26 protein-coding genes are annotated in these 24,373 nt (G+C 72.5%); 10 read left to right on the top strand and 16 right to left on the bottom strand.

The genetic code is table 11. From position 1 onward, the window contains the following. Positions 1 to 3: 3 nt before the first annotated feature. On the bottom strand, positions 4 to 1,200 hold the full coding sequence (locus FB382_RS05190; RefSeq protein WP_246377095.1) for a hypothetical protein: 1,197 nt from the start codon (positions 1,198 to 1,200) through the stop codon (positions 4 to 6). A gap of 5 nt (positions 1,201 to 1,205) precedes the next feature. Further along, on the bottom strand, positions 1,206 to 1,553 hold the full coding sequence (locus tag FB382_RS05185; RefSeq protein ID WP_182537374.1) for an HIT domain-containing protein: 348 nt from the start codon (positions 1,551 to 1,553) through the stop codon (positions 1,206 to 1,208). 148 nt (positions 1,554 to 1,701) lie between these two features. On the opposite strand from FB382_RS05185, the gene FB382_RS05180 reads away from it, so the two are divergent. From FB382_RS05180 to FB382_RS05165, 4 genes are read left to right on the top strand one after another with little or no spacing between them, the layout of a single operon-like run. Next, entirely contained in the window at positions 1,702 to 2,229 is a 528-nt protein-coding gene (locus FB382_RS05180) for a SigE family RNA polymerase sigma factor (protein ID WP_220481266.1), read from the top strand. After that, on the top strand, positions 2,226 to 3,299 hold the full coding sequence (locus FB382_RS05175) for a Gmad2 immunoglobulin-like domain-containing protein (RefSeq protein ID WP_182537370.1): 1,074 nt from the start codon (positions 2,226 to 2,228) through the stop codon (positions 3,297 to 3,299). Before FB382_RS05180 ends, FB382_RS05175 begins: the two co-directional genes overlap by 4 nt. 3 nt (positions 3,300 to 3,302) lie before the next feature. Continuing rightward, positions 3,303 to 3,461 (top strand): hypothetical protein, encoded by a 159-nt coding sequence (locus FB382_RS05170; protein WP_182537368.1) that lies wholly within the window; start codon positions 3,303 to 3,305, stop codon positions 3,459 to 3,461. Between the two features lie 5 nt (positions 3,462 to 3,466). Then, the gene (locus FB382_RS05165; RefSeq protein WP_182537366.1) at positions 3,467 to 4,069 is read left to right on the top strand and encodes a hypothetical protein; all 603 of its coding nucleotides are present in this window, start codon (positions 3,467 to 3,469) and stop codon (positions 4,067 to 4,069) included. Here the strand turns inward: FB382_RS05165 and FB382_RS05160 are convergent. Next, positions 4,062 to 5,360 (bottom strand): HNH endonuclease signature motif containing protein, encoded by a 1,299-nt coding sequence (locus FB382_RS05160; protein ID WP_182537364.1) that lies wholly within the window; start codon positions 5,358 to 5,360, stop codon positions 4,062 to 4,064. The genes FB382_RS05165 and FB382_RS05160 overlap by 8 nt on opposite strands. A gap of 316 nt (positions 5,361 to 5,676) precedes the next feature. Further along, positions 5,677 to 6,087, bottom strand: a complete 411-nt coding sequence (locus tag FB382_RS05155) for a hypothetical protein (RefSeq protein ID WP_182537362.1) — start codon at positions 6,085 to 6,087, stop codon at positions 5,677 to 5,679. 99 nt (positions 6,088 to 6,186) lie between these two features. Here FB382_RS05155 and FB382_RS05150 point away from each other — a divergent pair, with 99 nt between their 5' ends. Beyond that, the gene (locus FB382_RS05150) at positions 6,187 to 6,948 is read left to right on the top strand and encodes a class I SAM-dependent methyltransferase (protein WP_246377094.1); all 762 of its coding nucleotides are present in this window, start codon (positions 6,187 to 6,189) and stop codon (positions 6,946 to 6,948) included. A gap of 7 nt (positions 6,949 to 6,955) precedes the next feature. Here FB382_RS05150 and FB382_RS05145 read toward each other — a convergent pair whose 3' ends face one another. From FB382_RS05145 to hrcA, 3 genes are read right to left on the bottom strand one after another with little or no spacing between them, the layout of a single operon-like run. Further along, a complete protein-coding gene (locus FB382_RS05145) occupies positions 6,956 to 7,696 on the bottom strand; it encodes a 16S rRNA (uracil(1498)-N(3))-methyltransferase (RefSeq protein ID WP_182537360.1) in 741 nt (246 codons plus the stop codon). After that, on the bottom strand, positions 7,696 to 8,868 hold the full coding sequence (dnaJ, locus tag FB382_RS05140; protein ID WP_182537358.1) for a molecular chaperone DnaJ: 1,173 nt from the start codon (positions 8,866 to 8,868) through the stop codon (positions 7,696 to 7,698). Before dnaJ ends, FB382_RS05145 begins: the two co-directional genes overlap by 1 nt. A 47-nt stretch (positions 8,869 to 8,915) precedes the next feature. Further along, positions 8,916 to 9,929, bottom strand: a complete 1,014-nt coding sequence (gene hrcA, locus FB382_RS05135) for a heat-inducible transcriptional repressor HrcA (protein WP_182537356.1) — start codon at positions 9,927 to 9,929, stop codon at positions 8,916 to 8,918. Positions 9,930 to 10,004: 75 nt separating this feature from the next. Between hrcA and FB382_RS05130 the strand changes: the two genes are divergently transcribed. Next, a complete protein-coding gene (locus FB382_RS05130) occupies positions 10,005 to 10,856 on the top strand; it encodes an MBL fold metallo-hydrolase (RefSeq protein ID WP_182537354.1) in 852 nt (283 codons plus the stop codon). An 88-nt stretch (positions 10,857 to 10,944) separates the two neighbouring features. Here the strand turns inward: FB382_RS05130 and FB382_RS05125 are convergent, their stop codons facing one another. The 3 genes from FB382_RS05125 to FB382_RS05115 all read right to left on the bottom strand — a co-directional run bounded on the left by FB382_RS05125 (position 10,945) and on the right by FB382_RS05115 (position 12,735). After that, the gene (locus FB382_RS05125; RefSeq protein WP_182537352.1) at positions 10,945 to 11,289 is read right to left on the bottom strand and encodes a hypothetical protein; all 345 of its coding nucleotides are present in this window, start codon (positions 11,287 to 11,289) and stop codon (positions 10,945 to 10,947) included. A gap of 112 nt (positions 11,290 to 11,401) precedes the next feature. Then, the gene (locus FB382_RS05120) at positions 11,402 to 12,214 is read right to left on the bottom strand and encodes a S8 family serine peptidase (RefSeq protein ID WP_182537350.1); all 813 of its coding nucleotides are present in this window, start codon (positions 12,212 to 12,214) and stop codon (positions 11,402 to 11,404) included. Beyond that, complete coding sequence (locus tag FB382_RS05115) at positions 12,211 to 12,735, bottom strand: GAF domain-containing protein (protein WP_182537348.1); 525 nt, start codon at positions 12,733 to 12,735, stop codon at positions 12,211 to 12,213. The genes FB382_RS05120 and FB382_RS05115 overlap by 4 nt, the downstream gene beginning before the upstream one ends. A gap of 38 nt (positions 12,736 to 12,773) precedes the next feature. Here FB382_RS05115 and FB382_RS05110 point away from each other — a divergent pair, with 38 nt between their 5' ends. After that, complete coding sequence (locus tag FB382_RS05110; RefSeq protein WP_182537346.1) at positions 12,774 to 13,436, top strand: Crp/Fnr family transcriptional regulator; 663 nt, start codon at positions 12,774 to 12,776, stop codon at positions 13,434 to 13,436. 2 nt (positions 13,437 to 13,438) lie between these two features. On the opposite strand, the gene FB382_RS05105 is transcribed toward FB382_RS05110, so the two are convergent. Continuing rightward, on the bottom strand, positions 13,439 to 16,954 hold the full coding sequence (locus tag FB382_RS05105; RefSeq protein ID WP_182537345.1) for an adenylate/guanylate cyclase domain-containing protein: 3,516 nt from the start codon (positions 16,952 to 16,954) through the stop codon (positions 13,439 to 13,441). Positions 16,955 to 17,029: 75 nt separating this feature from the next. Beyond that, the gene (locus FB382_RS05100; RefSeq protein ID WP_182537343.1) at positions 17,030 to 18,652 is read right to left on the bottom strand and encodes an MFS transporter; all 1,623 of its coding nucleotides are present in this window, start codon (positions 18,650 to 18,652) and stop codon (positions 17,030 to 17,032) included. Between the two features lie 87 nt (positions 18,653 to 18,739). On the opposite strand from FB382_RS05100, the gene FB382_RS05095 reads away from it, so the two are divergent. From FB382_RS05095 to FB382_RS05085, 3 genes are all read left to right on the top strand, one after another. After that, positions 18,740 to 18,925, top strand: coding sequence for a hypothetical protein (locus FB382_RS05095; protein ID WP_125035443.1), 186 nt, complete (start codon positions 18,740 to 18,742; stop codon positions 18,923 to 18,925). 66 nt (positions 18,926 to 18,991) lie between these two features. Then, positions 18,992 to 19,858 (top strand): DUF3097 family protein, encoded by an 867-nt coding sequence (locus tag FB382_RS05090; protein WP_182537341.1) that lies wholly within the window; start codon positions 18,992 to 18,994, stop codon positions 19,856 to 19,858. Between the two features lie 41 nt (positions 19,859 to 19,899). After that, on the top strand, positions 19,900 to 20,301 hold the full coding sequence (locus tag FB382_RS05085; RefSeq protein WP_220481265.1) for a DUF4870 domain-containing protein: 402 nt from the start codon (positions 19,900 to 19,902) through the stop codon (positions 20,299 to 20,301). On the opposite strand, the gene hemW is transcribed toward FB382_RS05085, so the two are convergent. From hemW to FB382_RS05070, 4 genes are all read right to left on the bottom strand, one after another. Next, positions 20,298 to 21,527 (bottom strand): radical SAM family heme chaperone HemW, encoded by a 1,230-nt coding sequence (gene hemW / locus FB382_RS05080; RefSeq protein WP_182537339.1) that lies wholly within the window; start codon positions 21,525 to 21,527, stop codon positions 20,298 to 20,300. The two genes, FB382_RS05085 and hemW, sit on opposite strands and share 4 nt — an antisense overlap. A 108-nt stretch (positions 21,528 to 21,635) precedes the next feature. Next, positions 21,636 to 22,202, bottom strand: coding sequence for a dioxygenase family protein (locus FB382_RS22040; protein WP_343055490.1), 567 nt, complete (start codon positions 22,200 to 22,202; stop codon positions 21,636 to 21,638). Between the two features lie 60 nt (positions 22,203 to 22,262). Beyond that, positions 22,263 to 22,451 (bottom strand): hypothetical protein, encoded by a 189-nt coding sequence (locus tag FB382_RS22035; RefSeq protein ID WP_246377093.1) that lies wholly within the window; start codon positions 22,449 to 22,451, stop codon positions 22,263 to 22,265. Positions 22,452 to 22,531: 80 nt separating this feature from the next. Beyond that, positions 22,532 to 24,352: an AMP-dependent synthetase/ligase gene (locus tag FB382_RS05070; RefSeq protein ID WP_182537337.1), complete on the bottom strand. Its 1,821-nt coding sequence runs from the start codon at positions 24,350 to 24,352 to the stop codon at positions 22,532 to 22,534. Positions 24,353 to 24,373: the final 21 nt, after the last annotated feature.

The following is a 24,373-nucleotide window of genomic DNA, read 5'->3' as shown; positions in this document are numbered from 1 at the left end:
TGGTCAGGACCGCTCGCCGTCGAACGCCACCTGGAGCATGCCCAGGCACATCTCGTCGGTGGTGCCCTCGCCCCACACGACGTACCGCTCGTCCTGGCCCTGGAAGGACGGCAGCTTGTCGCGCAGCCACTGCACGTGCTTGCAGGTGACCTTGACGGTGTCCCACGTGTCGAGGTGGACCGGCGTGATCGGCTTGGCGCCCTGGTTGTCGAAGTCCCAGATCGGGATGTCGAGGATCGTCTTCGCCTCGGGCGTGCCGGGGTTGGTCTCGATCCTGATCCAGCGGCCGAGCAGGTGCATGTGGCCGGCGACGCCGAGGATCGTCATCGGCTGCTGCACGCGGCGCGTGCAGGAGGTGACCTCGGAGGGGTGCGGCGTGCCGCCGCAGAGGAAGTAGAGGATGTCGGCGGTGGAGCCGGGGCCCTGGCCGAAGCGCGCCTTGACGTCGGCGACGGCCGCGTCGCGGTCGCACAGCGGGCTCTGGTCGTGGCCGGCGCGGCACGGAAGCTCGACGGGGGCCGGCATCAGGAACGTGTGGATCGGGTCGAGGTGGGCGGTGCCCGGGCGCCAGCGGACCTGCGCGGCCGACCGGTCGGGGCTGTCGCCGACCAGCAGGTTGTAGTGGACCTGCATGATGATCCGGCTGCCCCGGGCGAGGTGTACGCCGTAGCCGGGCCGAGTCTCGGACTCCTTGCCGCCGGGCGCCCAGGCGCCGAGCCAGTTGGCGTCGTCGACGTTGGAGAAGTCGCCGCGCAGGCCGGTGCCGCCGAAGCAGGTCCAGCCCTCGCCGTCCTCGCTGGCGTCCTTGGCCTTCGCCTCGGCCACCTGTGCGGGGTCGACGCGGAAGAGGATCACGTGGTGCACGACGTCGGGGTTGCCCGGCAGCACGTTGGTGCCGGTGAGGTAGACGTCCTTCGTCAGGTGCGGGTCGAGCAGGAAGCAGCGGTAGTCGTCGGTGCCGACGCCGGTGGGTGCGGACGGGGTGTAGTCCGTCGGCATCGCCAGCGTCATCCGCTTCTCCCCCGCGCGCAGCGGCAGCTGGGTCTTCGGGTCGGCGACGGGCACGGGCAGCTGGGTGGGGGCGGCGTCCGAGGCGCTCGTCGGCGTGTTCGTGGGCGCCGCGTCGTTCTGGTCCGACGGAGCACAGCCCGCCAGCAGGACCAGGGCGGCGGCCGCGGCGAGGACCTTCAGGCGGCTCATCCCGTTCATCCGGGCGGCCACGTCATCGGGCGGCCCGCGAGCAGGTGGAGGTGGGCGTGGAACACCGTCTGCCCGACGCCCGGCCCGGTGTTGAACACCAGGCGGTAGTCGTCGTGGCCCTCTGCGGTCGCAACGGCGGCGGCGACGCGCACCAGCTCGGCCGTCGCGGCGGGGTCGCCCTCGGCCAGCTCGACCGCGTTGGCGTAGTGGTCCCGGGGCACCACGAGGACGTGCGTGGGCGCCTGGGCGTTGATGTCCCGGAACGCCACCGCCGACTCGGTCACGTGGACCACCTCGGCCGGGATCTCCCCCGCCACGATCTTGCAGAACAGGCAGTCGTCTGCCGCAGTCATGTCTCCCGTACCTCCGTCTTTTCCGTCAGTCATCGTCGCATGAAAACTCGCGAAGCGCCGAGGTAAACCCCCGGGGTCGCCGGGGCGTGCCACTAGCGTGATGACCCATGCGACGGCGGCCAGAGTCTCTGGCGGGAGGGCTGCCCTGATGCCCGTCCCGTGGGACTCCGATGCCGCGGTCGAGCAGCTGTACGCGGCCCACTGGCGACAGCTCGTCCGCCTCTCCGTGCTGCTGGTGCGCGACGTCGGCACGGCCGAGGAAGTCGTCCAGGACGCGTTCGTCGCGATGCACGGCCGGTGGTCCCGGCTGCGCGATCCGGACCTCGCGCTGGGCTACCTGCGGCAGGCGGTCGTCAACCGGTCGCGGTCGGTGCTGCGGCACCGGGCGGTCGTGGCACGTCACGCGGCCGCCGCCCCCGCGCCTCCCGCCGAGCCCGGGACCGACCGGGCCTCGGTGGACTCGGCCCGGCGGACCGCCGTACTGGAGGCGATGCGGGAGCTGCCCGAGCGGCAGCGGGAGGTGCTCGCGCTGCGCTACTACCTGGACCTGTCCGAGGCCGAGATCGCCGACGCGCTCGGCATCAGCCGCGGCGCGGTGAAGAGCCACGCCTCGCGCGGCGCCGCCACCCTGCGCACGCTGCTCGATCCCTACTGGCTGCAGGAGGACCGGCCATGACCACACCCCTGGACCCCCGCGACCCCGACGAGGCACGCCTCGCAGAGCTGTTCCACGACGCCGTGTCCGAGGTCGAGCCCTCCGACGCCCTCGACTCCATCCGCTCCCGAACGAAGGTGACCCCCATGTCCGCACGCCGCTCCAACCCCTGGCGCTACGCCCTGCTCGGCGCCGTCGCCACGGCTGCCGTCATCGGCGCGATCGCCTTCGCCGGCGACAACCTCGGCCTGACCAGCAGCGACGACGACAACCCCGGTCCGGCGCAGCAGTCCCACCACGGCAAGCCCACCCAGGGCTCCGACTCCTCGCAGTCGCCGGACTCGCCCTCCCCGACGGAGCCCGCTGCCTCGGACTTCACCGTGGCGGCGTACTACCTCGGCGACACGCCGCAGGGGGTGCGCCTCTACCGAGAGTTCGACGCCGTGACCGGCACGGACAAGCTCGACGCCGCCGTCCACGCCCTCTCCGCGCCGCCGTCCGACCCGGACTACTCCACGCCGTGGCCGGAGGGCACGTTCACGGGGGCGTCGTACAACGGCGACTTCATCTCGATCGACCTCGCCGACTCCTCGCTGCACGACCGGCCGTCGGGCATGAGCGAGGAGGTCGCCAAGGAGGCCGTCCAGCAGGTCGTCTACACGCTGCAGGCCGCCGTGCAGGCGCGGGCCGGCGTCCAGTTCACGATGGGCGGGAACCCGATCGACCAGGTCCTCGGCGTCCCGACGTCCGAGCCGATCGCCAACGACAAGCAGATCGACGTGCTGTCGCTGGTCAGCATCACCTCGCCCGAGGAGGGTGACAGCACCTCAGGGACGCTCTCGATCTCGGGCGTGGCCAACTCCTTCGAGGCCAACGTGCCGTGGCAGATCCTGCAGGACGGCAAGGTCGTGCAGGACGGGTTCGTCACCGCCGAGGGTGCCTACGGCAACGACCTCTACCCGTGGCACGACGAGGTCGACGTGTCCCCGCTGCCCGCCGGCACCTACGTCTTCAAGGCCTCGACCGACGACCCGTCCGGCGGCGAGGGTGGCGGTCCCTTCGTCGACACCCGCACCTTCACCCTCCAGTAGCCCGTGCGGCTCTCCCCGCGACAGCTCAACCGGACCCTGCTCCAGCGCCAGCACCTGCTGGAGCGGGTCGACCTCGAGGTGCCGGACCTGGTCCGGCACCTCGTCGGGCTGCAGGCTCCTGGCGCGGTAGCGCTGGCTCCGGCGGTCCTGCGTGCATGCTGACGCCCATGTACTCGAGGTGGCTGGCCGCCACGGCGCTGGCCTACTCGGTCCTCCACCACCTCGGCCTGGTGCCTGACGGCCTCGGCACCACTCTCGACGCCACTCGCTGGACGGACTGGCTCGACCTCGCCGTGCCGTGGCTGGTCCTCGCACCAGGGGCCGTGACCCTGCACGCAGCACGGGCCCCGATGCGGCACTGGGTCCTCTTCGCGGCCGGTGTCGTCGCCTACACCTCCGGCCACGGCATCCACCTCGCCGCCAACTCGGTCGGCAACGAGGACCCGGGGCCGACCGCCCACTTGTGGGACGAGGTGGTCGGCCACCACCTCTGGTACGCCGGCGTTGCCCTCGTCCTCGCGGCTCTCGCCCTGACCATGCGGGACCGGCCCCGCCCTCACCCGGTCGGCCATCTCCTGTCGCTCGCGGTCGGCCTGACCTGGGCGAGCAACGCGATCGGTGGCGGCACGGAGGTCCTCAGCCTCCTGGTGGCGATCGCCGTGTGCGCCTTCGGATGGGCGCATCGCAAGGACCTCGCCGTGGTCCTGCTCGTCGGCTTCCTGCCGGCGGTGGGCGTGTTGGTCGTCGCGCTGGCGGGCAGCCTCAGCTGAGCGCGGTCGTGCCGAGGGGCGTCACGAGGTAGGTCCGGCCGTGGGGTCCGGTCCAGGTGTAGGTGCCGTCGGGATTCCTGGCGTAGTGCCATCGTCGGCTGGTCTTGCAGCGGTGATGCCGCCGACACAACGGACCGAGATTCCGTGGGTTCGTCTGACCCGGCGGGCCACCCTCGTCGAGGGGGATGTAGGGCTCGATGTGGTCGAGGTCGCAGCCCCGAGAGTCCTTCTGGCACCAGGGGAAGACGCAGTGGGGGTCGCGGAGCCGGACCTGTTCGGCCATCCAGGCCGGTGGGTCGTGCCGGTCCACCGCGTCGGTGCGGCGCATGTCCAGCACGGGGAGGATCGTGGCCCGGGTGCCGGCGAGCCAGTCGCGGATCTTGGTCAGGGTGGCCGGGCCGAGGCGTTCGGCCCACCCGGTCGCGGTCGGGTCGGCGAGGTCGTCGGCGTCGATGTGGAGGTACATCCGGGTCACCGGCGTCGCGCCACCAGCACCGGTCTGTGTGGCGATGACGCCGGCCGCCCGGGCCTTGCGGATGTCCAAGGCGTCCTGCGAGCCGTCGGTGAGGAGCTGGTGGGCGGTGGCGCAGATCAGGTCGTGCAGGGCAGTGAGGTCGGCGGTGTCGCCGGTGATCTCCAACGTCGACGTGCCGGCCCAGACCCCGAGTCGGCGGGGCGAGCCGTGGGTGAGCCGCACGCCCCACGCGGCCTTGGCCTCGTCCTCGGCGTCCGCGACCGTCTCGGGGTCGAGGTCGGCCAGCGCCGCGGCGATGGCGTTCTCGATCGTGGTCACACCCCAGGCACCCATCCGGTCCGCGAGGGCGGCGTCGACGTGGGCGGCGACCGCGGCGGACTGGGCGGCGCACAGCTGCGCGACCCGGCGGGCGCGCCAGACGGGGACCTCGAGGGCTTCGACCGTGGCCCAGATCCGCGGGTGGCGGTGGCGCAGGTTGAGCCCGTCGGCGATCAGCGCGATCCCGGCGGCGGTGGAGATCCCCATCGCGGCCGCGAACGGCTCCGCGGCGAACGCCGCGACCAGGGGTGCGCCGTCGCCGGCGATGGCCTCGTCGCAGTCCAGCCCACCGCCGCCGCGGCCGGCCTCGGCCCAGGTCGCGGCACCGGACTCGTCGGTGGCGGGGTGACGGTGGGCCCACTGCACGGCGTACCGCAGCTTGCGGCGCTGGGCCTGGCGGTCCTGGACCTCCGCATCGGAGACCAGGTAGAGCAGGAAGTCGTCGTCCAGGTCGTCGACCTGGATCCCGATCCCGCCGTTCATGGTCTCCACCAGCATGGGTCCATTCCAGCAGCGACCACCGACAGTTCCGGGCGTCAGGCGCCCGATCCACAACCTCTGGAAGTAAAGCTTTGAAAACCTCGATCACAGCGGTCGAGCAAGGCGACCGAAAGCCACAAGCAGGGTCCGGAGGCACCTCGTGCGAACCCTGCGGTGACCCCATATCTCTGTAATTGCGCGCCGAAGGCGCGAGGTCCCGCACCCAACGTCGGCGCACAAGACCGCACCGTGGCTCGCCGGGTTTCGAGACGCTCGCTCCTCAACCAGCGAGCGGCCTCACCCAGGGACTTGGTACGTGATGGTCAACCGCGTGTCATCGCTCCCCACGGCCTTCCCGGTCACGGTGCCGGTCGCTCCGGCGTACGCGCCCGTGCCGCCGACGACCCGGCCCGCATAGGTCGGCGGAGCAGCGCCGACCGTGTGGACCCGCGTCAGCAGGCAGACCGCCCTTGCAGGCGAGGGCGGTCTCGAAGACGACGCGGTCGGACAGCACGTGACCGCGGAAACTGTCGAAGCCGACGAACGCGCCGGTGGTCCGCGACCGGACCCGCTCGGTCCCGGCGAAGTGGAGCTGGTCGAGGTCCTTGGTCGCCGTCACGTGGAGCAGCAGACGCTTGGTGTGGGTCGTGGCCGCGGCGGGTGCGTGGTGCGACGGCGGGGCCGCGCCCGAGACGGCGGGGATCGTGGCCAGCAGCAGCGCTGCAGCGGCGTACTTCGTGATCATCGGCGTGCTCGATTCCGGGGAGGCAGGTGGGTGGGGCGCCCTCCCCACTTCGTACGCCGCGCGACCGGTCAATGCCATCTCCCAAAGTGGGGATGGGCCATGATGCTCGCCGTGCGCTCCTTCACCGACCTGATCGACGAGGCCGAGGCGGCCGACGTGTCCGGCTGGGACTTCGGCTGGCTCGCGGGCCGGGCGACCGAGGAACGGCCGCCATGGGGCTACGCGCGGCTGCTCGCCGAGCGACTGGCCAACGTCGGATCCGCCCTGGACATCGACACCGGTGGTGGCGAGATCGTGGCCGAGGCGCCCCGTCTCCCGGCGCGGATGGTGGTGACGGAGGGCTGGGTTCCCAACGTCGAGCGCGCCCGGGCGACCCTCGGCCCCCGGGGCGTCGAGGTCGTCCACCACGAGCCCGGCGAGCGGCTGCCCTTCCCCGACGCCACGTTCGAGCTCGTCACGAGCCGCCACCCGGTGCGGCCGCCCTGGACCGAGATCGCCCGGGTCCTGCAGGACGGCGGGACCTACCTCGCCCAGCACGTCGGCCCGGCGTCGGCGTTCGAGCTGATCGAGTGGTTCACCGGCCCAATCCCCCGGACCGACCTCGGCCGCGTCCCCGAGGACGAGGCCGACGCGGCACGGCAGGCCGGGCTGGACGTCGTCGACCTGCGTACGGCGAGCTGCCGGATGGAGATCCACGACGTGGGCGCGGTCGTCTACCTCCTCCGCAAGTGCGTCTGGTGGGTCCCCGACTTCTCGGTGGACCGCTACCGCGCACGGCTCGAGGAGCTCGAGCACGAGCTCCGCGAGAACGGCCCGTTCGTCGCCCACTCGACGCGGACCCTCATCGAGGCCCGGCACTAGCGAGAGGTCAGGACCAGCGCGGGGTGCGGGACAGCAGGGCCGAGACGGCCGCGACGCCCGCGGTCGAGGTGCGCAGCACCTCGGAGCCCAGCCGCACCGACGCGGCACCGGCCGCGACGAACGTCGAGATCTCCTCGGGGCTGACGCCGCCCTCGGGCCCGACAACGACCACGATCCGCCCGGAGGCGGGCACGGTGACCGACGAGAGCGGCACCGACGCCTCCTCGTGGAGCACGACGGCGAGATCGGCCGACCCGACCAGTGACGCGACCGATGCGGTCGAGGCCATCTCGGACACCTCCGGGAACCACGACCGGCGCGCCTGCTTGGCCGCCTCGCGGGCTGTCGAGCGCCAGCGGGCCAGCGACTTCACCGCCCGCTCGCCCTTCCAGACCGCGACGCTGCGCGACGCTGCCCACGGGACGATCTCGGTCACGCCGATCTCGGTGAGCATCTCGACGGCGAGCTCGCCGCGGTCCCCCTTGGGGATCGCCTGGACGACGACCAGCGACGGTGAGGGTGGCGAGGACACGTCCACCGACGCCACCTCCACCGAGAAGACCCGCTTCCCCGTCGACGCGACGGCGCCCTTGACCGAGACCCCCAGGCCGTCGGTCAGCACGACCTGCTCTCCCACTCGCAGCCGGCGTACGGCGACCGCGTGGTGCGCCTCGTCGCCGGTGACCTCGACCGACGCCCCGGCGGCGACGCCCGCGAGCGACGGCACCAGGTGGACCGGCAGCGACATCAGTGCTGGTTGAACGAGTCGCGGAGGCGGCCGAAGAACGACTTGTTGCCGGGACGGACCTGCCCGGTCGGCGACTCCTCGCCGCGCAGGGCGGCGAGCTCGCGGAGCAGCTCCTCCTGGCGCGCGTCCAGCTTGGTCGGCGTCTCGACGATCACGCTGACGACCAGGTCGCCGCGACCACCGCGCAGCCCGGGCACGCCCCGGCCGCGCAGGATCTGCTCGGTGCCGGACTGGGTGCCGGGCTTGAGCTCGAGCTCGAAGGACGTCTCGACGCCCGAGTCGGCGCCGCTCTCGACGTCGGCCTCCAGCGTCGGCAGGGTCAGCGTGGTGCCCAGCGCGGCCGCCGACATCGGCACCGACACGGTGCAGTGCAGGTCGTTGCCGTGGCGGGTGAAGGTCTCGTGTGGCGCGATGTGGATCTCGACGTAGAGGTCGCCGGCGGGGCCGCCACCGGGGCCGACCTCGCCCTGCTCCGTGAGCTGGACGCGGGTGCCGTTGTCGACACCGGCGGGGATCTTGACGGTCAACGTGCGGCGCGAGCGGACCCGGCCGTCACCGGAGCACTCCCGGCACGGGTCGGGGATGATCGAGCCGAAGCCGCGGCACGCCGCGCACGGGCGCAGCGTGCGGATCTCACCGAGGAAGGACCGCTGCACGTGGGCGACCTCGCCCGCACCGCGGCAGGTCTCGCACGGCACCGGGTGGCTGCCGGGAGCGGCGCCATCACCGTTGCAGGTGGTGCACAGGACGGCGGTGTCGACCTTGAGCTCGCGGGCGGTGCCGAAGGCGGCCTCGGCGAGGTCGACCTCGAGGCGGATCAGGGCGTCCTGGCCACGGCGTACGCGCGGACGCGGGCCCCGGCCCTGCGCGGCGCCCGGCGCCCCGCCGCCGAAGAACGCGTCCATGATGTCGGTGAAGGAGAAGCCGGCGCCCTGCCCGAAGCCGCCGCCCTGCCCGCCGAACGGGTCGCCGCCGCGGTCGTAGGCCGCGCGCTTCTGGGGGTCGGAGAGCACCTCGTAGGCCATCGAGACCTCCTTGAACTTCTCCTGCGTCTCGGGGTCCGGGTTGACGTCCGGGTGCAGCTGCCGGGCCAGACGCCGGTAGGCCTTCTTGATGGCGTCGGCGTCCGCGTCGCGGGCGACACCGAGGAGGTCGTACAGGTCCTGGCTCAAAACACGTTCCTTCTCGTTGCTGTGGGGGGCGTTCGGGGAAGAGGGCCTCAGCCCTCGTCGAGGAGGCGGGAGACGTAGCGGGCGACCGCGCGGACCGCCGCCATCGTGCCGGGGTAGTCCATGCGGGTCGGGCCGACGATCCCGAGGGTCGCCACGGCCTCGTCGCGCGGGCCGTAGCCGGTCGCGACGACGCTGGTGGCCGACAGCTCCTGGTAGGGGCCCTCGTGACCGATCCGGACGGTGACCGCGCCGCCGGTGGAGGCCTCGCCGAGCAGCTTGAGCAGCACCACGTGCTCCTCCAGCGCCTCGAGGAGCGGCCTGACCGCGGAGTCGAAGCTGTCGCCGTAGCGCGCGAGGTTGGCGGCACCGCCGACCGCGATCCGCTCGTCGGAGCGGTGGTCGACGAGCACCTCGACGAGCACCTCGACGACCGAGCGGGTCGCCTCCCCGTCGACGACGGGTACGACGGCACGCAGCGCCGTCACCGCGTCGGCGATCACGGCACCCGTCGCCGCCCGGTTGACCGCGAGGCGCAGGTCGGCGAGGTCCTCGTCGGTGATCGGGGCATCGAGCTCCACGACGCGCTGCTCCACCCGGCCGGTGGAGAGGATCAGCACCGCCAGCAGCCGGGTCGGGGAGAGCGCGACCAGCTCGACGTGGCGGACCGTGGAGCGGGAAAGCGTGGGGTACTGCACGACGGCGACCTGACGCGTCAGCTGCGAGAGCGTCCGCACGGAGCGCTGCACGACGTCGTCGAGGTCGACGGCGCCGTCGAGGAAGGTCGAGATCGCCTTGCGCTCCGCAGCGCTCATCGGCTTGACCGTCGAGAGGCGGTCCACGAAGAGGCGGTAGCCCTTGTCGGTGGGCACCCGGCCGGCGCTGGTGTGGGGCTGGGTGATGAACCCCTCCTCCTCCAGCGCGGCCATGTCGTTGCGCACGGTGGCCGGTGACACGCCCAGCCCGTGGCGCTCCACGAGAGCCTTGGACCCGACCGGCTCCTCGGTCGAGACGTAGTCCTCGACGATGGCGCGGAGCACGGCGAGCCGGCGCTCTTCCTGCATCGTGACCTCCTCGGCGCTGTCGTCAGTCTTGGCACTCGCGTGTTCGGAGTGCCAAGGGTACTAGGGTCTCGGGCCATGACGGAGTTCACGGAGGTGGCCGAGCGCGTGTGGGTCGCGCGCTACGAGTGGTTCGACGTGAACGTCACACTGGTCGGCGGTGACCGCGGGCTGCTCGCGGTCGACACGCACGCCTCGGCGCTGGCGGCGCGCGGCGTCCTGGACGACGTACGCCGGCTGGGCGCGGGCGAGGTGGTCGGCGTGGTCAACACCCACGAGCACTTCGACCACACCTTCGGCAACGGGATGTTCCGCAGCGCCTACGGCCAGATTCCGATCCACGCCCACGAGACGGCGGCGGCGCGGACCCTCGAGGCGGCCGAGCGGATCAAGGGCCTCTACCGGGACGACCCGTCCGACCCGCACCGCGACGAGGTGCTGGAGACCGAGGTCGTCGTGGCCGACACGACGTTCTCCTCAGCAGTCTCCCTCGACCTGGGCGACCGCGCGGTCGAGCTGGTCCATCCGGGGCGCGGCCACACGGGCGGCGACCTCGTGGTGCGCGTGCCCGACGTCGACGTGCTGCTGGCGGGCGACCTGGTGGAGGAGTCGGCGGCGCCGGGCTTCGGCGGCGACTGCTACCCGCTGGAGTGGCCGCTCGCGCTGGACATCGTGCTGGGGCTGACCACGTCGTCGACGGTCGTGGTGCCCGGTCACGGGGCTCCGGTCACCCGCGACTTCGTCGAGGAGCAGCGCAACGCGATCGGCATCGTCGCGGAGACGATCCGCGACCTCGCGACCCGGGGCGTGCCGGTCGACCAGGCCCTGGAGGTGGGCGACTGGCCCTACCTGCGCGAGGTGCTCGGACACGCCGTACGCCGTGGCTACGAGCAGCTGCCCCGCAGCCAGAAGCGTCTGCCCCTCATCTGACAGCGCACGCACGACCGGCCCGGAACCCCTGGAGGTCCGGGCCGATCTGACGAGCGGGCCACGCGGCCCGAGGGCTCGACCCCGGCGCTCAGCGCTCGATGTCGATGTCGCGGCGGGGCTGGACGTGACCCTCGACGTCGTCGTCGTCGGTCAGCGTGTGACCGCCCGCCCTGCGGTGACCCTCCACGTCCTCCTCCTCGGAGAGCGTGTGGCCGCCCGCCCTGCGGTGTCCCTCGACGTCGTCCTCGTCCGTCAGCGTGGGTCCACCCATCCTGCGGTGGCCCTCGACGTCGTCTTCGTCGTCGGTGAACGTGTGGCCGCCGGCCCTGCGGTGGCCCTCGACGTCCTCGTCCTCGGCGAACGTGTGGCCGCCGGCCCTGCGGTGACCTTCCACGTCCTCGTCCGTCGGCTCGTTGATCGGGTTGTCGTTCATGGTGGTTCTCCTCTGTTGGTGGGCCGCTCGCCCTGGTTGTTCCGAACTGTGCTCCTGCTGCTCGCTCCGTTCCGTCTGCTCGCTGACACAGCGAGCGTCTTCTCGCCGACCCCTACGGGACGGCGTTCTCGCTCACCGCCTGGAGCACCGCCTTCACCTGGAAGGGCGTGAGCCCCGGGTGCTTGCCGAGCAGCAGCGTGACCATGCCGGCCACGTGCGGTGCGGCGAAGCTGTTTCCGGTCGCGACGATCGAGGACCGGTCGGCCCACGCCACGTCGACGTCGATCCCGCGCGCGCCGAACTCCACCGGCGGCTTCGGGTTGTAGGCCAGCCCCATCGGGTCGGCGCCCTCCCGGGCGGCCACCGAGACGACCGAGGCGTACTGCGAGGGGTACGTCGGCCCGGGGCTGTTGTTGGCCGCGCTGACCAGGACCGTGTTGCCGAAGTAGGCCTCGTCGGCGACCTCGTGCAGCGGCCCGAACATCGCCTCGCTCTTGCTGGACAACGACAGGTTGGCCACGTGCATGCCGTGGTCGATCGCCCAGCCGATGCCGCCGTAGAACAGCGCGCCGCGGCCCTTGAGATTGGGGCCCAGCACCCGCACCGACCAGATCTCGGCGTCCGGCGCCATGGCCTTGATGATCGCGGCGCAGGCGGTGCCGTGGCCGACCAGGTCCTCGTGGGGACCCTCGTCGGCGCGGAAGCCGTCCTCGGTGTCCGGGTCGACCACCATCGCCACTCCCCCGGCGATCCCGCCGACCCGCGGGTGGTCGCCGTCGATGCCGCTGTCGATGACCGCCACCTTCACGCCCGCCCCGGTCGAGCCGCCGAACGCCCACTCACGCGCGTCGGCGATCGGGAGCGCCCGCACCTGGGCGAGGACCCCCGACTCGAACGCGGCCGACCAGGCCGGCAGCAGGCTCATCGGCGCCCCGGGGCGCCGTACGTCTCCACGGCGGCGAGGACCGACCGGCCGAGCTCGAGCAGCCGGGTCTCACCGACGTCGCCCCGGTCACCACCGGCGACGAGGGCCGCGATCGGCACGGCCAGGGTGCCCAGCACGGCCAGCACCCAGTCGGAGGCCTGGTCCACGGTCGGGTCGAGCACCTCGACCACCCCGAGCACCTCGCCGTCGGCGCCGTACAGGGGCGCTGCCAGGACCGAGGTCGGCACGTAGGCGGTGGCCTCGGCGACATCCCGGGCGAAGCGTGAGTCGGTCCGCACGTCGCGCACCGCGATCGGCTGGCCCGACATCGCCGCCCAGCCCGCGATGCCGCGGCCGATCGGCAGCGAGACGCCGACGATCTCGGCCGCGCCCTGCCCGTCGGCGGCCACGAAGGTCAACGACTCACCGGAGTCGTCGACGACCGCGCAGGAGCAGGCCTCGGCACCGAACAGGGCGCGCATCGCGGCCAGCGAGCGCTCCACCTCGGGGTTGGGTGTCACGGGTCCTCCTGAGGGGTTCCGGGTGGTTCACTGGCGCCATGGAGTGGCCCCTGCTCGCCTCGCTCGACGACGAGGAGCGCCGGCAGCTGCTGGCGACGACCCGGCGCCGCACGTTCGCGCGCGGCGAGGTGCTGGTCCACGAGGGCGACCCGTCCGACAGCCTCCATCTCGTGGCGGCCGGCCGGCTGGCCGTGCGGGTCTCCACCGCCGACGGCGACACGGTGACGCTCAACGTGCTGGGGCGCGGCGACTACTTCGGCGAGCTCTCGCTCCTCGACGGGCACCAGCCGGTGCGGTCGGCCACGGTCGTGGCCCTCGAGCCGGCCGAGACGCTGTCGCTGTCGGCGGCCGCCTTCGACGAGCTGCGTCGTCGCCACCGCGGCGCCGACCAGCTGCTGCTGACGCTGATGGCGCGCCGCGTCGAGGACCTCTCCGCCCGGCTCCTCGAGGCGTTGTACGACGGCCTCGACCGGCGCGTCTTCCGGCGCCTGGCCGAGCTGGCTGCGATCTACGGGGGCGACGCGGGCGACGGTCCGGCCACGATCCCGCTCACGCAGGAGCACCTCGCCGACCTCGTCGGGGGCACCCGGCCGAGCGTCAACCAGGTGCTGCAGCGACTCGCGGGCGAGGGCGTGGTGGAGCTGGGCCGCGGGCGGATCACCGTCCTGGACCGCGGCTGGCTCACCCGCAAGTCGCACTGACGTCACGTCGTCGCGCCCGCCAGCTGCTCATCGAGCTCCGTGGCCCAGGTGACCGCCCCGAGCTCGTCGAAGAGCTCGCGCGCCCGGGTCAGCAGGACCGCGGCCTCCTCGGGGCGGCCCTGCCGGCTCAGCCAGAGGCCCAGGTCGGCGCAGCACCGCGCCAGGGCCGGCCGTGCGTGCCAGGCCTCGCAGCCGGCGATGGCGGCGCGCAGGTGACCCTCCACGACGTCGGGCGGCTCGCCGTCCTCGGCGGCGAGCAACCCGCGGACCCGGTGGACCGAGGCCTCCACCCCCAGCGGCGGCTTGTTGCGGCGGTCGGAGTCCACGATCTCGAGCAGGGTCTCCAGCGCCGCCCGGTCGCCCCACCGCCAGGCCGTCTCCGAGACGAGGTGGAAGAGGGTGCTGAAGTCGTCGAAGAGCCCGATCGCGTCGAACACGGCCCGCATCTCGGTGAGCACGCCACCGAGGTCGCGCGCACCGCCCCGCTGCGCGCGGTCGAACGCCAGCGCGAGCTGGTGCGAGGCCCGCAGGGTCGGGTCGTCGGTGATCCCCTCCTCGTCGAGGCGCTCCGTGGGCCGCCACTCCTGGCCCCGCGCGAGGAGGACGCGGGCGCGCAACATGTCCGTCATCCCGATGTCGAGCGCGTTCATCGAGTCCTCGTCGGAGCGGGCGAGGACGCCGTCCCAGTCGCCGGTGATCGTCTGGGCGAGGACGAGGTTCAGGGCCGTCGAGCTGATCCAGTAGGCGTCTCCGGTGACCCGGGCGGCCTCGACGGCCTGGCGGCCGTAGCCGGCCGCGCGCTCGGCGTCGTCCTGGGTCCAGTCGGCGTTCAGGTTGGTCAGCGCCCGGCACAGGATCAGCGTGTCGTGGCTGTCGCGGGCGATCTCGGAGGCCGACTGCAGCAGCATCCGTCCCAGCCCGTGCGGCCCCTTCGTCATGTAGTGGAGCGCCAGGCTGACGTAGCTGTTGGCGATCTCGGTCGGAGTGCCGAGCTTCTCGGCCAGCCGGGCCGAGTCCTCGGACAGGTTGCGGATGTTGCGGCCCGTCCGGATGCCGGAGGAAATCATCGCCCGGAGCAGCAGCATCTCCTCGAGCGGGCCGATCTGCAGCTCGACCTCCCGGTGGCGTTCGGCCGCGACGTCGAAACCGCGTTCGTACTCGCCCGAGTTGGTCAGCGCCGTCGCCAGGCTGGCAACCGCCCGGGCCGCGAGGCTGACCTCGCCGGCCGCGTCGAGAGCGTCGCGAGCCCGCTCGGCGTGTGCCATGGCCGCCTGGTAGTCACCGGCCTTGGCCAGCTGCTCGGCCAGCTCGACCTCGATCCGGGACCGCAGCGCCGGGTCGTCACACCGCTCCAGCGCCGTGCCGAGGTGGCCGGCCGCCTCGGCCGGGGACCCCAGTGCCGCGGCACGGGCAGCGGCCCGCTGCAGGTGGGTGACGGCGGCCGCGGCGAGGGCGGGGCGGTCGGGGTCGTCGGGGACCGCGTCGAGGGCCTCGAGGTAGTGCTGGGCCACGATCGAGGCCACCTCGCCCGAGTCGTCGCCCTCGGCCTCCATGAGCGCCACGACCGCGAGGTGGCTGGCCTTGCGGTCGCGCCGCGACAGCGTGCCGTAGGCGATCTGGCGCACGGCGCTCTGCACGAACTGGAACTGCCCCAGCTCGGTGCTGAAGCGGTTGGTCTCGCGGCGCAGGAGCTGCACCCGGACCAGCGCCTCGAGGACGGACTCGAGATCGACGACCTCCGGGCACAGCGAGGCAATGGCCTCGTGGGTGAAGGCGCTGCCGACCACGCTGGCCTGGTCGAGGACGCGCCGCTGCTCGGGGGGCAGGGTGTCGAGGCGGGCGGAGATCAGCGCCTGGAGCGACGCCGGCGCGCCGATGGCACCGAGGTCCAGTGAGTCCGGCTCGGCCAGGACGTACTGGCCGCCGCGCGGCACGACCAGGTCGCGGTCGATGAGCGAGCGGACCGTCTCCACGGCGAAGAGCGGGATGCCCTCAGCCCGCTCGACGAGCGAGGTGCGGACCCCGTCGGGCAGGCCGACCACCAGGCCGTCGAGGAGCGCCGCCATGTCCCGCTCGGACAGCGTCTCGAGGTGCAGCACCGTGACGCGGCGGTTGGTGGCCAGCGACGGGTTGGCCTCGAGCAGGCCGGGCCGGGTGAACAGCACGACGAAGCAGGGGAAGGTGCCGACGCGCAGGAGGTACTCCAGGAACATCAGCAGGCCGTCGTCGGCGTGCTGCGCGTCGTCGATGACCAGCGCGACGGGGATCTCGTCCTCGCTGACCCGGTGCAGGAAGGTCGTCCACGCGGCGAAGAGGTCCTCGCGCGGGAACGCCCCCACGGCGCCGACCCCCAGGAGCGCCCCGAGTCGGGGGCCGAGCCACTCGCGCTCCTTCAGGTCGGGCACGTAGCGCTCCAGCCCGGCGGCCAGCAGCTGCGCCGGGTCGTCGTCGGGCTCCACCTCGTCGTCGGTCGCGGTCAACCGCTGGAGCCGGACCCGGACCGCCTCGGCCAGCGCGAAGAACGCCACGCCCTCGCCGTAGGAGAGGCAGCGGCCGCTGTGCCAGCGGACGGGGTCGTTGAGGCCGTCGACGTACTTCTCGAACTCCCACCCGAGCCGGGACTTGCCGACCCCGGGCTCGCCGTCGACCACGAGCAGGCTGGGCCGGTGGGACTCCTCGACGGCGTGGAAGAGCTCCTTGACGAGCCGCAGCTCGCGGTCGCGACCGACGATCGGCGCCTCGAGGCCGTCGGCACGCTGGGCGCCGCCGACCGCCGCGACGACGGCCCGCACGGACCAGAGCGGGACGGGGTCGGCCTTGCCCTTCATGACGTGGCTGCCGACGTCGACGTACGAGATCGCCGACGAGGTCAGCAGCCGCGTCGTCTCGTCCACCCACACCTGGCCGGGCTCGGCGGCGGACTGCACGCGCGCGGCGGTGTTGACGGCGTCGCCGGCGACCATGCCCTGCTGGGCCGCGCCGACCGTGACCGCGACCTCGCCGGTCACGATGCCCACCCGCATGGCGAGGTCGGGGATGCCGACGTCGGCGCCGAGGGCGTCGATCCGGTTGACCAGCTCGAGACCGGCGCGCACGGAGCGCTCGGCGTCGTCCTCGTGGGTGGTCGGGACGCCCCACACCGCCATCACGGCGTCGCCGATGAACTTCTCGACCGTGCCGCCGTAGCGGGCGATGATCTGGCGGCACTCGTCGAAGTACGTCGACAGCAGCTCGCGGACGTCCTCCTGGTCACGACTCTCCGAGAGGCTCGTGAAGCCGACCAGGTCGCCGAAGAGCACGCTGGTGACCCGGCGCGACGCCACCGCCTGCACCGGGACCGCGACGGCGGGAGCGGCGGCCCCCTGGGCCGCGCCGCAGGTGCCGCAGAAGCGGGCGCCCGGCACGATCTCGGCCTGGCACGCCGTGCAGGTGTGAGCCACCAGGCTGCCTCCGCACGCGTGGCAGAAGCGGGCCGTGTCGGGTTGCCCCGCGACCCCACAGGTGGCACAGGTGGTCACAACGGATCCCCCGATCGCTCACGTGACGCGTGGCCATCCTGCACCGCGAGCCACCCCCGCGTCGCCCTTTTGGGCTCAGATACCCAACCGCCGCGAGACCACGTCCTCGGCGGCCGCACGTGCCTCGTGGACGCCGGTGACCGCCTCGAGGAAGTCGGCCCTGTCCACGGCCAGCAGCGAGGTGTCGGTCCGTGCCGTCACCGTCGCCGTGCGCGGGACGTCGCGGACCAGCCCGATCTCGCCGAAGAAGTCGCCCGGACCCTCGGCCCGGAGGACGTGGCCCTCCTGCGTCACCTCGACCTCGCCGGCGACGATGACGTAGAAGCGGTCCGAGGGCTCCCCCTCCCGGACCACCGCCTCCCCGGCGGCCACCGCCACCGGCTCGGCCCGGTGCGCCAGCGACTCCACGACCGGTCGCGGCAGGGGCGCCAGGATCGAGGTCGCGGCCAACAGGTCGAGGTGGGCGGGCACCGCCAGCCGGCCGTCGAGGCGCCGGGCGCGAGGCAGCATCGAGAGCGCGTACGCCGTGACGGCCACGCCCAGCACGGCCAGCGAGGCCCGCAGCCCCAGCCACCCGATCAGCGGCGGCGCCAGGAACGCCCCGATCGCCACGGCGGCGATCAGCGCGCTGTCGACCGCCGCGAAGACCCGTGACAGCACCCGGTCGTCGACGATGCGCTGCGGGATGGTGTCGAGCCCGACGTTGACCCACGGGTCCATCAGCCCGATCAGGGCCAGCGCGACGAGGGCGGTGACCGGCGAGGGGGCCACGGCCATCAGCAGCAGCGGCAGCGACCAGCCCAGGACGCCCACGACCATGTCGCCGGCGAGCCGGCCCTTCGTCGTACGGGTGAGAATGACCAGGCCGCCGAGCACCGTGCCGACCCCGAGCAGCGCGTTGAGGTAGCCCACGCCGGCCGCACCCGTGTCGAGCATGTCGACGGACACGATGACCATGAGCACGGTCAGCGCGCCCCACACGACTCCCTGCGCCGAGGCCAGCCCGGTGACCAGCAGCAGGTCCCGGTCGCGCCGGATGGTGGTGAAGCCGGCCGTGACCTCGCGGAGGAAGCCCTCGGGCGTCTCGTGCTCCTCCGGCTCCTCCTCCCCCGGCGGTACGTCGATCGCCGCGACGAGCAGCAGCGACCAGCCGAAGGTGGCCACGTTGAACCACAGCGCGGCCTCGACGTCGACGAGCCCGACCAGCAGCGCGCCGAGCGCCGGTCCCGCGAATCCGACGACGTTCTCGATGTTCGCCGCGACCGCGTTGGAGGAGGTCAGCTCGTCGGGGTGCTCGAGCAGGCGCGGGATCAGCCCGGCCTGGGCCGAGCGGAACGGCGCCCCGACCATGCCGGCGACGACGGCCAGCGCGTAGACCACGAGCGGCGGGCCGCCGAGGCCCATGCTCACCGCCGCCGCGGCGACGAGCACCGCCCGGGTCGCGTCGGAGGCCATCATGAACGTCTTGCGCGCCACCCGGTCGGCCACGACCGCCCCCAGCGGGGCGGCCACTGCGATGGTCACGAACCGCACCGCCGAGAAGACACCGACGGCGGTCGCACCGCCGACCGAGTAGGCCCAGACGGTGATGGCGGTGGCGTAGGCCCAGTCCCCCATCCCCGAGCCGAGGAAGGCGAGCTGCACGCGGCGCAGGCGGCGGTTGGCCAGGACCCGTCGCAGGGACTGGGTCGCCGTCATCCGGCCAGCGTAGGACCGGGCGGACTTCGGGTCCGGTGCTTTGGCAACACTGTCGCTCGGCGCCATCGGCGGCTAACGTCGCGTGCCATGACGGACTCCCCCAGCAGCCAGGCCGACGGCGGCATCTCGGACGACCAGCTCCCCGAGGACCTCCGCCCCACCGACGACAACCCGCTCGCCCAGGACCTCGACGAGGACGTGGAGGTCGACGACCTCGACATGGACGGCGGCAAGGGCGCGGACGAGTGGGACGACGAACAGCTCGAGGACTGACCTCACACCGGGTCTCGCGGCGCGCCCTGCCCGGCCCGGCGGCGTACTCCTTCTAGCGTTGAGCGGGTGACCTCCCGCGACCGCTACGGCTCCGACGTCCTCCAGACCGACTGGCGCGCGCCCAAGCGCGGCCGCGCCGTCGAGGCGCCCGCCGAGCTCGGCGCCGTCGTCGAGGAGGTCACGACCGACTGGTGCGGCGAGATCGTCGCCGTCGACCGCGACCTCGACACGGTGACGCTGGAGGACCGGCGCGCGAGGCGGCGTACCTTCCCGCTCGGGCCGGGCTTCCTGCTCGACGGCAAGCCGGTCATCCTCGTCGCGCCCGTCCACGTCTCGGCGCATGCGAAGCCCACCCGCACCGCCTCCGGCTCGGTGGCCGTGCACGGCGCCAAGGCCCGCGTCGCACGGGCCAGCCGGATCTTCGTCGAGGGCCGCCACGACGCGGAGCTGGTCGAGAAGGTCTGGGGCGACGACCTCCGGATCGAGGGCGTGGTCGTGGAGTTCCTCGGCGGCGTCGACGACCTCGCCGACCACCTCCGCGACTTCAAGCCCGGGCCGCAGCGCCGGGTCGGCGTCCTGGTCGACCACCTCGTCCGCGGGTCCAAGGAGAGCCGGATCGCGGCCAACATCGCGAAGTCGCCGATCGGCAAGGACGTCCTGATCGTGGGCCACCCCTTCATCGACATCTGGCAGGCGGTCAAGCCGCAGCGGCTCGGGTTCGAGCGCTGGCCGGACGTCCCGCGCAGCATCGACTGGAAGACCGGCACCTGCCAGCAGCTCGGCTGGCCGCACCGCAACCAGACCGACATCGCCCGGGCCTGGCAGCACATCCTCGGCGGCGTCCGGTCCTTCGCCGACCTCGACCCCGCCCTGCTCGGCCGGGTCGAGGAGCTCATCGACTTCGTCACCGCCGAGGGCCCGGCCCGTGGGTAGGCCCGTGGGTAGGCTGGCGGGCATCGAGAGGGGAGCACGCCATGAGTGACCCGAACCAGCCGATGAACCAGCCGATGAAGCCGCCGCCGCCCGGCACCCCCGTCCAGCTCACCAAGGACGAGGTCACCTGGGGCTGCGCGGCCCACTGGACCGCGCTCGTCGCCTCCGTCGTGGCGCTGGCGTTCCTCGGCCCGCTGATCGTGATGCTGACCAAGGGCAACGAGTCGGCCTACGTCCGCGCCCAGGCGGTCGAGTCGCTGAACTTCCAGCTCTCGATCCTGATCTACGGCGTCGTGTCGTTCGTGCTGGTCTTCGTCCTGGTCGGCTTCCTGCTGCTGCCCGCCGTCGGCCTGCTGTGGCTGATCTGCACGATCGTGGGCGCGGTGCGGTCCAGCCGCGGCGAGCTCTACCGCTACCCGCTGACGATCCGGCTGGTCAGCTAGGGCAGGAGGTCCCGCACGACCGCGTCGGCGAGCAGCCGGCCGGTCGTGGTGAGGACCAGCCGGTCACCGGCGCGCTCGAGCAGGCCGCGCTCGACGAGCCCGGGCACGGCCGCCGCACCCGCGTCGTCGAGGACGTCGGTCGGCAGGCCCTCCCGCAGCCGGAGCTCGAGCAGCACCCGCTCCACGCGCCGGTCCTCCGCGGACAGCACCTCCCGCGCGTGCCCGGGGCTGACGCCCGCGGCCAGGCGGTCGGCGTACGCCGCGGGGTGCTTGACGTTCCACCAGCGCGTGCCACCCACATGGGAGTGCGCGCCCGGGCCGGCGCCCCACCAGTCGTCGCCGCGCCAGTAGAGCCGGTTGTGCTCGCAGCGACTCGCGTCGTCGCGCGACCAGTTGGACACCTCGTACCACCCGAGCCCGGCCTTCTCCATCGCCTCGTCGGCGAGGAGGTACTTGTCGGCGAGGTCGTCGTCGTCGGGCATCGGCACCTCGCCGCGCCGGACCATCCGGGCGAACGCGGTGCCGTCCTCGACGATGAGCGCGTACGCCGACACGTGGTCCGGCTCGCAGGCAAGCGCCGCGTCGAGGCTGGTGCGCCAGTCGTCGTGGGACTCCCCCGGCGTGCCGTAGATCAGGTCGAGGCTGATCTGGTCGAAGCCGGCCGCCCGCGCCCACTCCACGACCGCCGGGACCCGCTTGGGGTCGTGGGTGCGGTCGAGGGTGGCCAGGACGTGCTCGACGGCCGACTGCATCCCGAAGCTGACCCGGTTGATGCCACCCGCCCGCAGGTCGTCGAGTGCCTTGAGGTCCACGCTGTCCGGGTTGGACTCGGTGGTCACCTCGGCGCCCTCGACCAGCCCGAACTCGTCACGGATCGCCCCCACGACCGCCGTCAGGTCGGCCGGCGCCAGCAGCGTCGGGGTGCCGCCGCCGAAGAAGACGGTCGACACGGGGAGGTCGACGTCGCCGAGCGTCCGGCGGGCCCGGCGTACCTCCGCGATCGCGGCCTCGGCGTAGGTCGAGCGCGACGCCCCCGGCGCCGCCCCGGGACCGCCCAGCTCCTCGGCGGTGTAGGTGTTGAAGTCGCAGTAGCCGCACCGGACCGTGCAGAACGGCACGTGCACGTAGAACCCGAACGGCCGGCTGCCCAGCTGCGCCAGCGCCTCCTCGGGAAGCGACCCGTCGGCCGGGACGGGATCACCTGCGGGCAGGGCGGAGGGGGGCATCCACCCATCCTCCCACCCGGGTCGGGATCGCCGGTCCACCGGTGATCCCGGGCGGTGGTGCGCGAGTGACGGGTGGTGCAACCGCCCGCGACGACCCGGACGCCCCGGTCAGACCGGCACGTTGAGCGAGATCGTGTAGCCCTCGTCGACCGACCCGGTCACCGAGGCCATCTGCAGGGAGTAGCCGTCGCTGAAGATGCCGTCGGACGACAGGCTGATCTGCGCCAGGTTGCTCGCCGACTGCTCGTAACCCGAGGCGGTCCCGCAGACGTCGTTGCAGACGTCCTCGGGCAGCGCGAGCTGGGAGGTGCGGAGCTTGTTGGCGTACGTCGTGGCGTCGTCGACGGACGGGTAGACCGCGAAGTGCATGTGCTGCCAGCGGCCGGAGTAGCAGGCCGGGAAGATGCTGGTGAACTCCAGCGTGCCGTCCGCGCCCGCGACCTGGACGCCGCGCAGGTAGTTCTCGTCGGCCACGTCGGCGGAGTACATCGAGTAGTTGCCGTCCCGGTCGCAGTGCCACAGGTAGACCGCGGCACCGGCCAGGGGCGTCGCGTCACTGCCGTTGAGGTCGTAGACCTTGAGCTTCACCGTCACCGGCACGCCCTCCGCGACGCCCGAGGCGTCCCCGAAGGGGGAGGTGATGTCGGAGCGCACGATGCCGCTCTCGGAGAGCACGTTCGGCCCGTTGGAGCCGTCACCCGGGTAGGGGCCGGGGACGTCAGCGTCGTCGTGCGGTCACTCCCCCCCCCCCCCCCCCCCCAGCGAGCATCCGGCGAGCACCGCCGTCGCGCCGAGGCCCCCGAAGATGCCGAGCATGCCGCGGCGGCCGAGCCGCTGGCGCTCGACGATCCGGGGCAGGTCGTGGGAGAGGCCGACGTCGTGGTCCTCGAGGTCAGGGGCGTCATGCGAGTCGTGGGTGCTCATGCGGACATGACACCGGCGCCCCCTGTGCGGCCGCTGTGGACCGCGCAAGGGGCGCCGATGAATGAGTCAGTGACGGACGATCAGCTGTAGAACGCCGCGATCTTGTCGCCGTAGTTGCCCTCGACGACGTTGCGCTTGACCTTCATCGAGGGGGTCAGCTCGCCCGACTCGATGGTGAGGTCGTGGTCGAGGATCTCCCACTTCTTGATGGTCTCCCAGCGGTTGAGCCGGGCGTTGAGGTCGTCGACGTACCCGCTCACCAGGGCGTGGACCTTCTCGGACCGCACGATGTCGGTGTACGACGCCCCCGACATGCCGTTCTCCTCGGCCCAGCCGGCCATGGCGTCGGGGTCGAGGGTGATCAGCGCGACGCAGAAGTTGCGCTCGTTGCCGAACACCATGAACTGGCTGGCGTAGGGACAGACCGCCTTGAACTTCGACTCGATCGCCGACGGGGCGATGTACTTGCCGCCGGAGGTCTTGAAGAGGTCCTTGATCCGGCCGGTGATGGTCAGGAAGCCGTCGGCGTCGAGGCTGCCCTTGTCGCCGGTGTGCAGCCAGCCGTCCTCGGTGAGCGTCTTGGCCGTCTCCTCGGGGAGGTTGTGGTAGCCGTCCATGACGTGCGGGCCGCGGATCAGCACCTCGTCGCCCTCGCCGAGCTTGACCTCGCTGCCCGGCAGCGCGGGGCCGACGGTGCCGAACTTGTAGTCGTCGGGGTGGTTCACGAAGCCACCGGCCGAGCACTCGGTGAGGCCGTAGCCCTCGAGGATCACGATGCCCGCGGCGTGGAACCACTCGGCGATGTCGCGGTTGAGCGCCGCGGCACCGGAGATGAAGAAGCGGACCCGGCCACCGAAGCGGTCGCGGACCTTGCTGAAGACCAGCTTGTCGAAGAGCGCGTGCTGCACCTTGAGCGGCAGCGGGACCGACTTGCCCTGGCGCTTGAGCTCGTCGACCGCGAGGCCGACCTTGAAGGCCTGGGTGAAGATCTTCTCCTTGGCGCCGCCCTCGGACTGCGTCATCGTGACGATCCGGCCGTGGGCCTTCTCGAAGATGCGCGGCGCGGCGCCCATGAAGGTCGGCTTCACGATGCCGAGGTTCTCCACGATCTTGTCGACGCGGCCGTCGATGGCGGTGGCGAAGCCGCAGGCGAGCTGCGCGGAGAGCAGCACCTTGCCGAACGAGTGGGCCATCGGCAGCCACAGGAACTGCAGGTCGTCCTCGTGGAGGATGTCCTGCACCTCGATCGCGGCGCCCTCGTAGACCCACGACTTGTGGCGCAGCCGCACGCCCTTGGGGCGGCCGGTGGTGCCGGAGGTGTAGATCAGGGTGGCGAGCTGGTCGGGGGCGATCTTCTCGGCGATCGCGGCGATGATCCCCTCGTGCTCGGCGAGGTAGGCGTCGCCCAGCTCGGCCAGCTGGTCGAGGTCGATGACCCAGCTGTCGTCGGTGGTGCCGTCGAAGGTCACCACGCGCAGCAGGTGCGGCAGCTCGGCCTTGCGCTCCTTGAGCTTGGCGATCTGCTCGTCGTCCTCGGCGAAGACCACGCGGCACTCGGAGTCACTGAGGATGTACGCCGTGTCCTCGGCGTTGGTGGAGGGGTAGACCGTCGTGGTGGCGGCCCCCGCGCACATCACCGCGAGGTCGGCCAGGATCCACTCGTAGCGCGTGCCGGAGGCGATGCCGACGCGCTGCTCGGACTCGATGCCGAGCGCGAGCAGGCCGGCGGCGAGACGCTCGACGCGGTCGCCGGCCTCCTTCCAGGTCACCGACTCCCAGGACTCACCCCGGGGGAAGCGGAAGGCCTCGGCGTTGGGCGACTTGGCGACCCGGTCGAGGAACTGCACCGCGACGTTGGGGGCGAGGTGATCGACGAAGCTGGTGTCGGTGTTGACGGCCATGACACTCCTGCACAGGCATCG

The organism is Nocardioides ginsengisegetis, assembly GCF_014138045.1.
GTDB classification, from domain to species: Bacteria; Actinomycetota; Actinomycetes; order Propionibacteriales; family Nocardioidaceae; genus Nocardioides; species Nocardioides ginsengisegetis.
This window is presented reverse-complemented; position numbering and strand designations above follow the sequence as displayed.

Coding starts and splice junctions, on each gene's coding strand:
- FB382_RS05070 (WP_182537337.1), bottom strand. CDS start 24,352: ATGGCCGTCAACACCGACACCAGCTTCGTCGATCACCTCGCCCCCAAC.
- FB382_RS05180 (WP_220481266.1), top strand. CDS start 1,702: ATGCCCGTCCCGTGGGACTCCGATGCCGCGGTCGAGCAGCTGTACGCG.
- FB382_RS05085 (WP_220481265.1), top strand. CDS start 19,900: ATGAGTGACCCGAACCAGCCGATGAACCAGCCGATGAAGCCGCCGCCG.
- FB382_RS05095 (WP_125035443.1), top strand. CDS start 18,740: ATGACGGACTCCCCCAGCAGCCAGGCCGACGGCGGCATCTCGGACGAC.
- FB382_RS05130 (WP_182537354.1), top strand. CDS start 10,005: ATGACGGAGTTCACGGAGGTGGCCGAGCGCGTGTGGGTCGCGCGCTAC.
- FB382_RS22035 (WP_246377093.1), bottom strand. CDS start 22,451: ATGAGCACCCACGACTCGCATGACGCCCCTGACCTCGAGGACCACGAC.
- FB382_RS05155 (WP_182537362.1), bottom strand. CDS start 6,087: ATGATCACGAAGTACGCCGCTGCAGCGCTGCTGCTGGCCACGATCCCC.
- FB382_RS05145 (WP_182537360.1), bottom strand. CDS start 7,696: ATGTCGCTGCCGGTCCACCTGGTGCCGTCGCTCGCGGGCGTCGCCGCC.
- FB382_RS05190 (WP_246377095.1), bottom strand. CDS start 1,200: ATGAGCCGCCTGAAGGTCCTCGCCGCGGCCGCCGCCCTGGTCCTGCTG.
- FB382_RS05110 (WP_182537346.1), top strand. CDS start 12,774: ATGGAGTGGCCCCTGCTCGCCTCGCTCGACGACGAGGAGCGCCGGCAG.
- FB382_RS05120 (WP_182537350.1), bottom strand. CDS start 12,214: ATGAGCCTGCTGCCGGCCTGGTCGGCCGCGTTCGAGTCGGGGGTCCTC.
- hrcA (WP_182537356.1), bottom strand. CDS start 9,929: ATGCAGGAAGAGCGCCGGCTCGCCGTGCTCCGCGCCATCGTCGAGGAC.
- FB382_RS05175 (WP_182537370.1), top strand. CDS start 2,226: ATGACCACACCCCTGGACCCCCGCGACCCCGACGAGGCACGCCTCGCA.
- FB382_RS05185 (WP_182537374.1), bottom strand. CDS start 1,553: ATGACTGCGGCAGACGACTGCCTGTTCTGCAAGATCGTGGCGGGGGAG.
- FB382_RS05150 (WP_246377094.1), top strand. CDS start 6,187: ATGATGCTCGCCGTGCGCTCCTTCACCGACCTGATCGACGAGGCCGAG.
- FB382_RS05160 (WP_182537364.1), bottom strand. CDS start 5,360: ATGCTGGTGGAGACCATGAACGGCGGGATCGGGATCCAGGTCGACGAC.
- FB382_RS05125 (WP_182537352.1), bottom strand. CDS start 11,289: ATGAACGACAACCCGATCAACGAGCCGACGGACGAGGACGTGGAAGGT.
- FB382_RS05165 (WP_182537366.1), top strand. CDS start 3,467: ATGTACTCGAGGTGGCTGGCCGCCACGGCGCTGGCCTACTCGGTCCTC.
- hemW (WP_182537339.1), bottom strand. CDS start 21,527: ATGCCCCCCTCCGCCCTGCCCGCAGGTGATCCCGTCCCGGCCGACGGG.
- FB382_RS05100 (WP_182537343.1), bottom strand. CDS start 18,652: ATGACGGCGACCCAGTCCCTGCGACGGGTCCTGGCCAACCGCCGCCTG.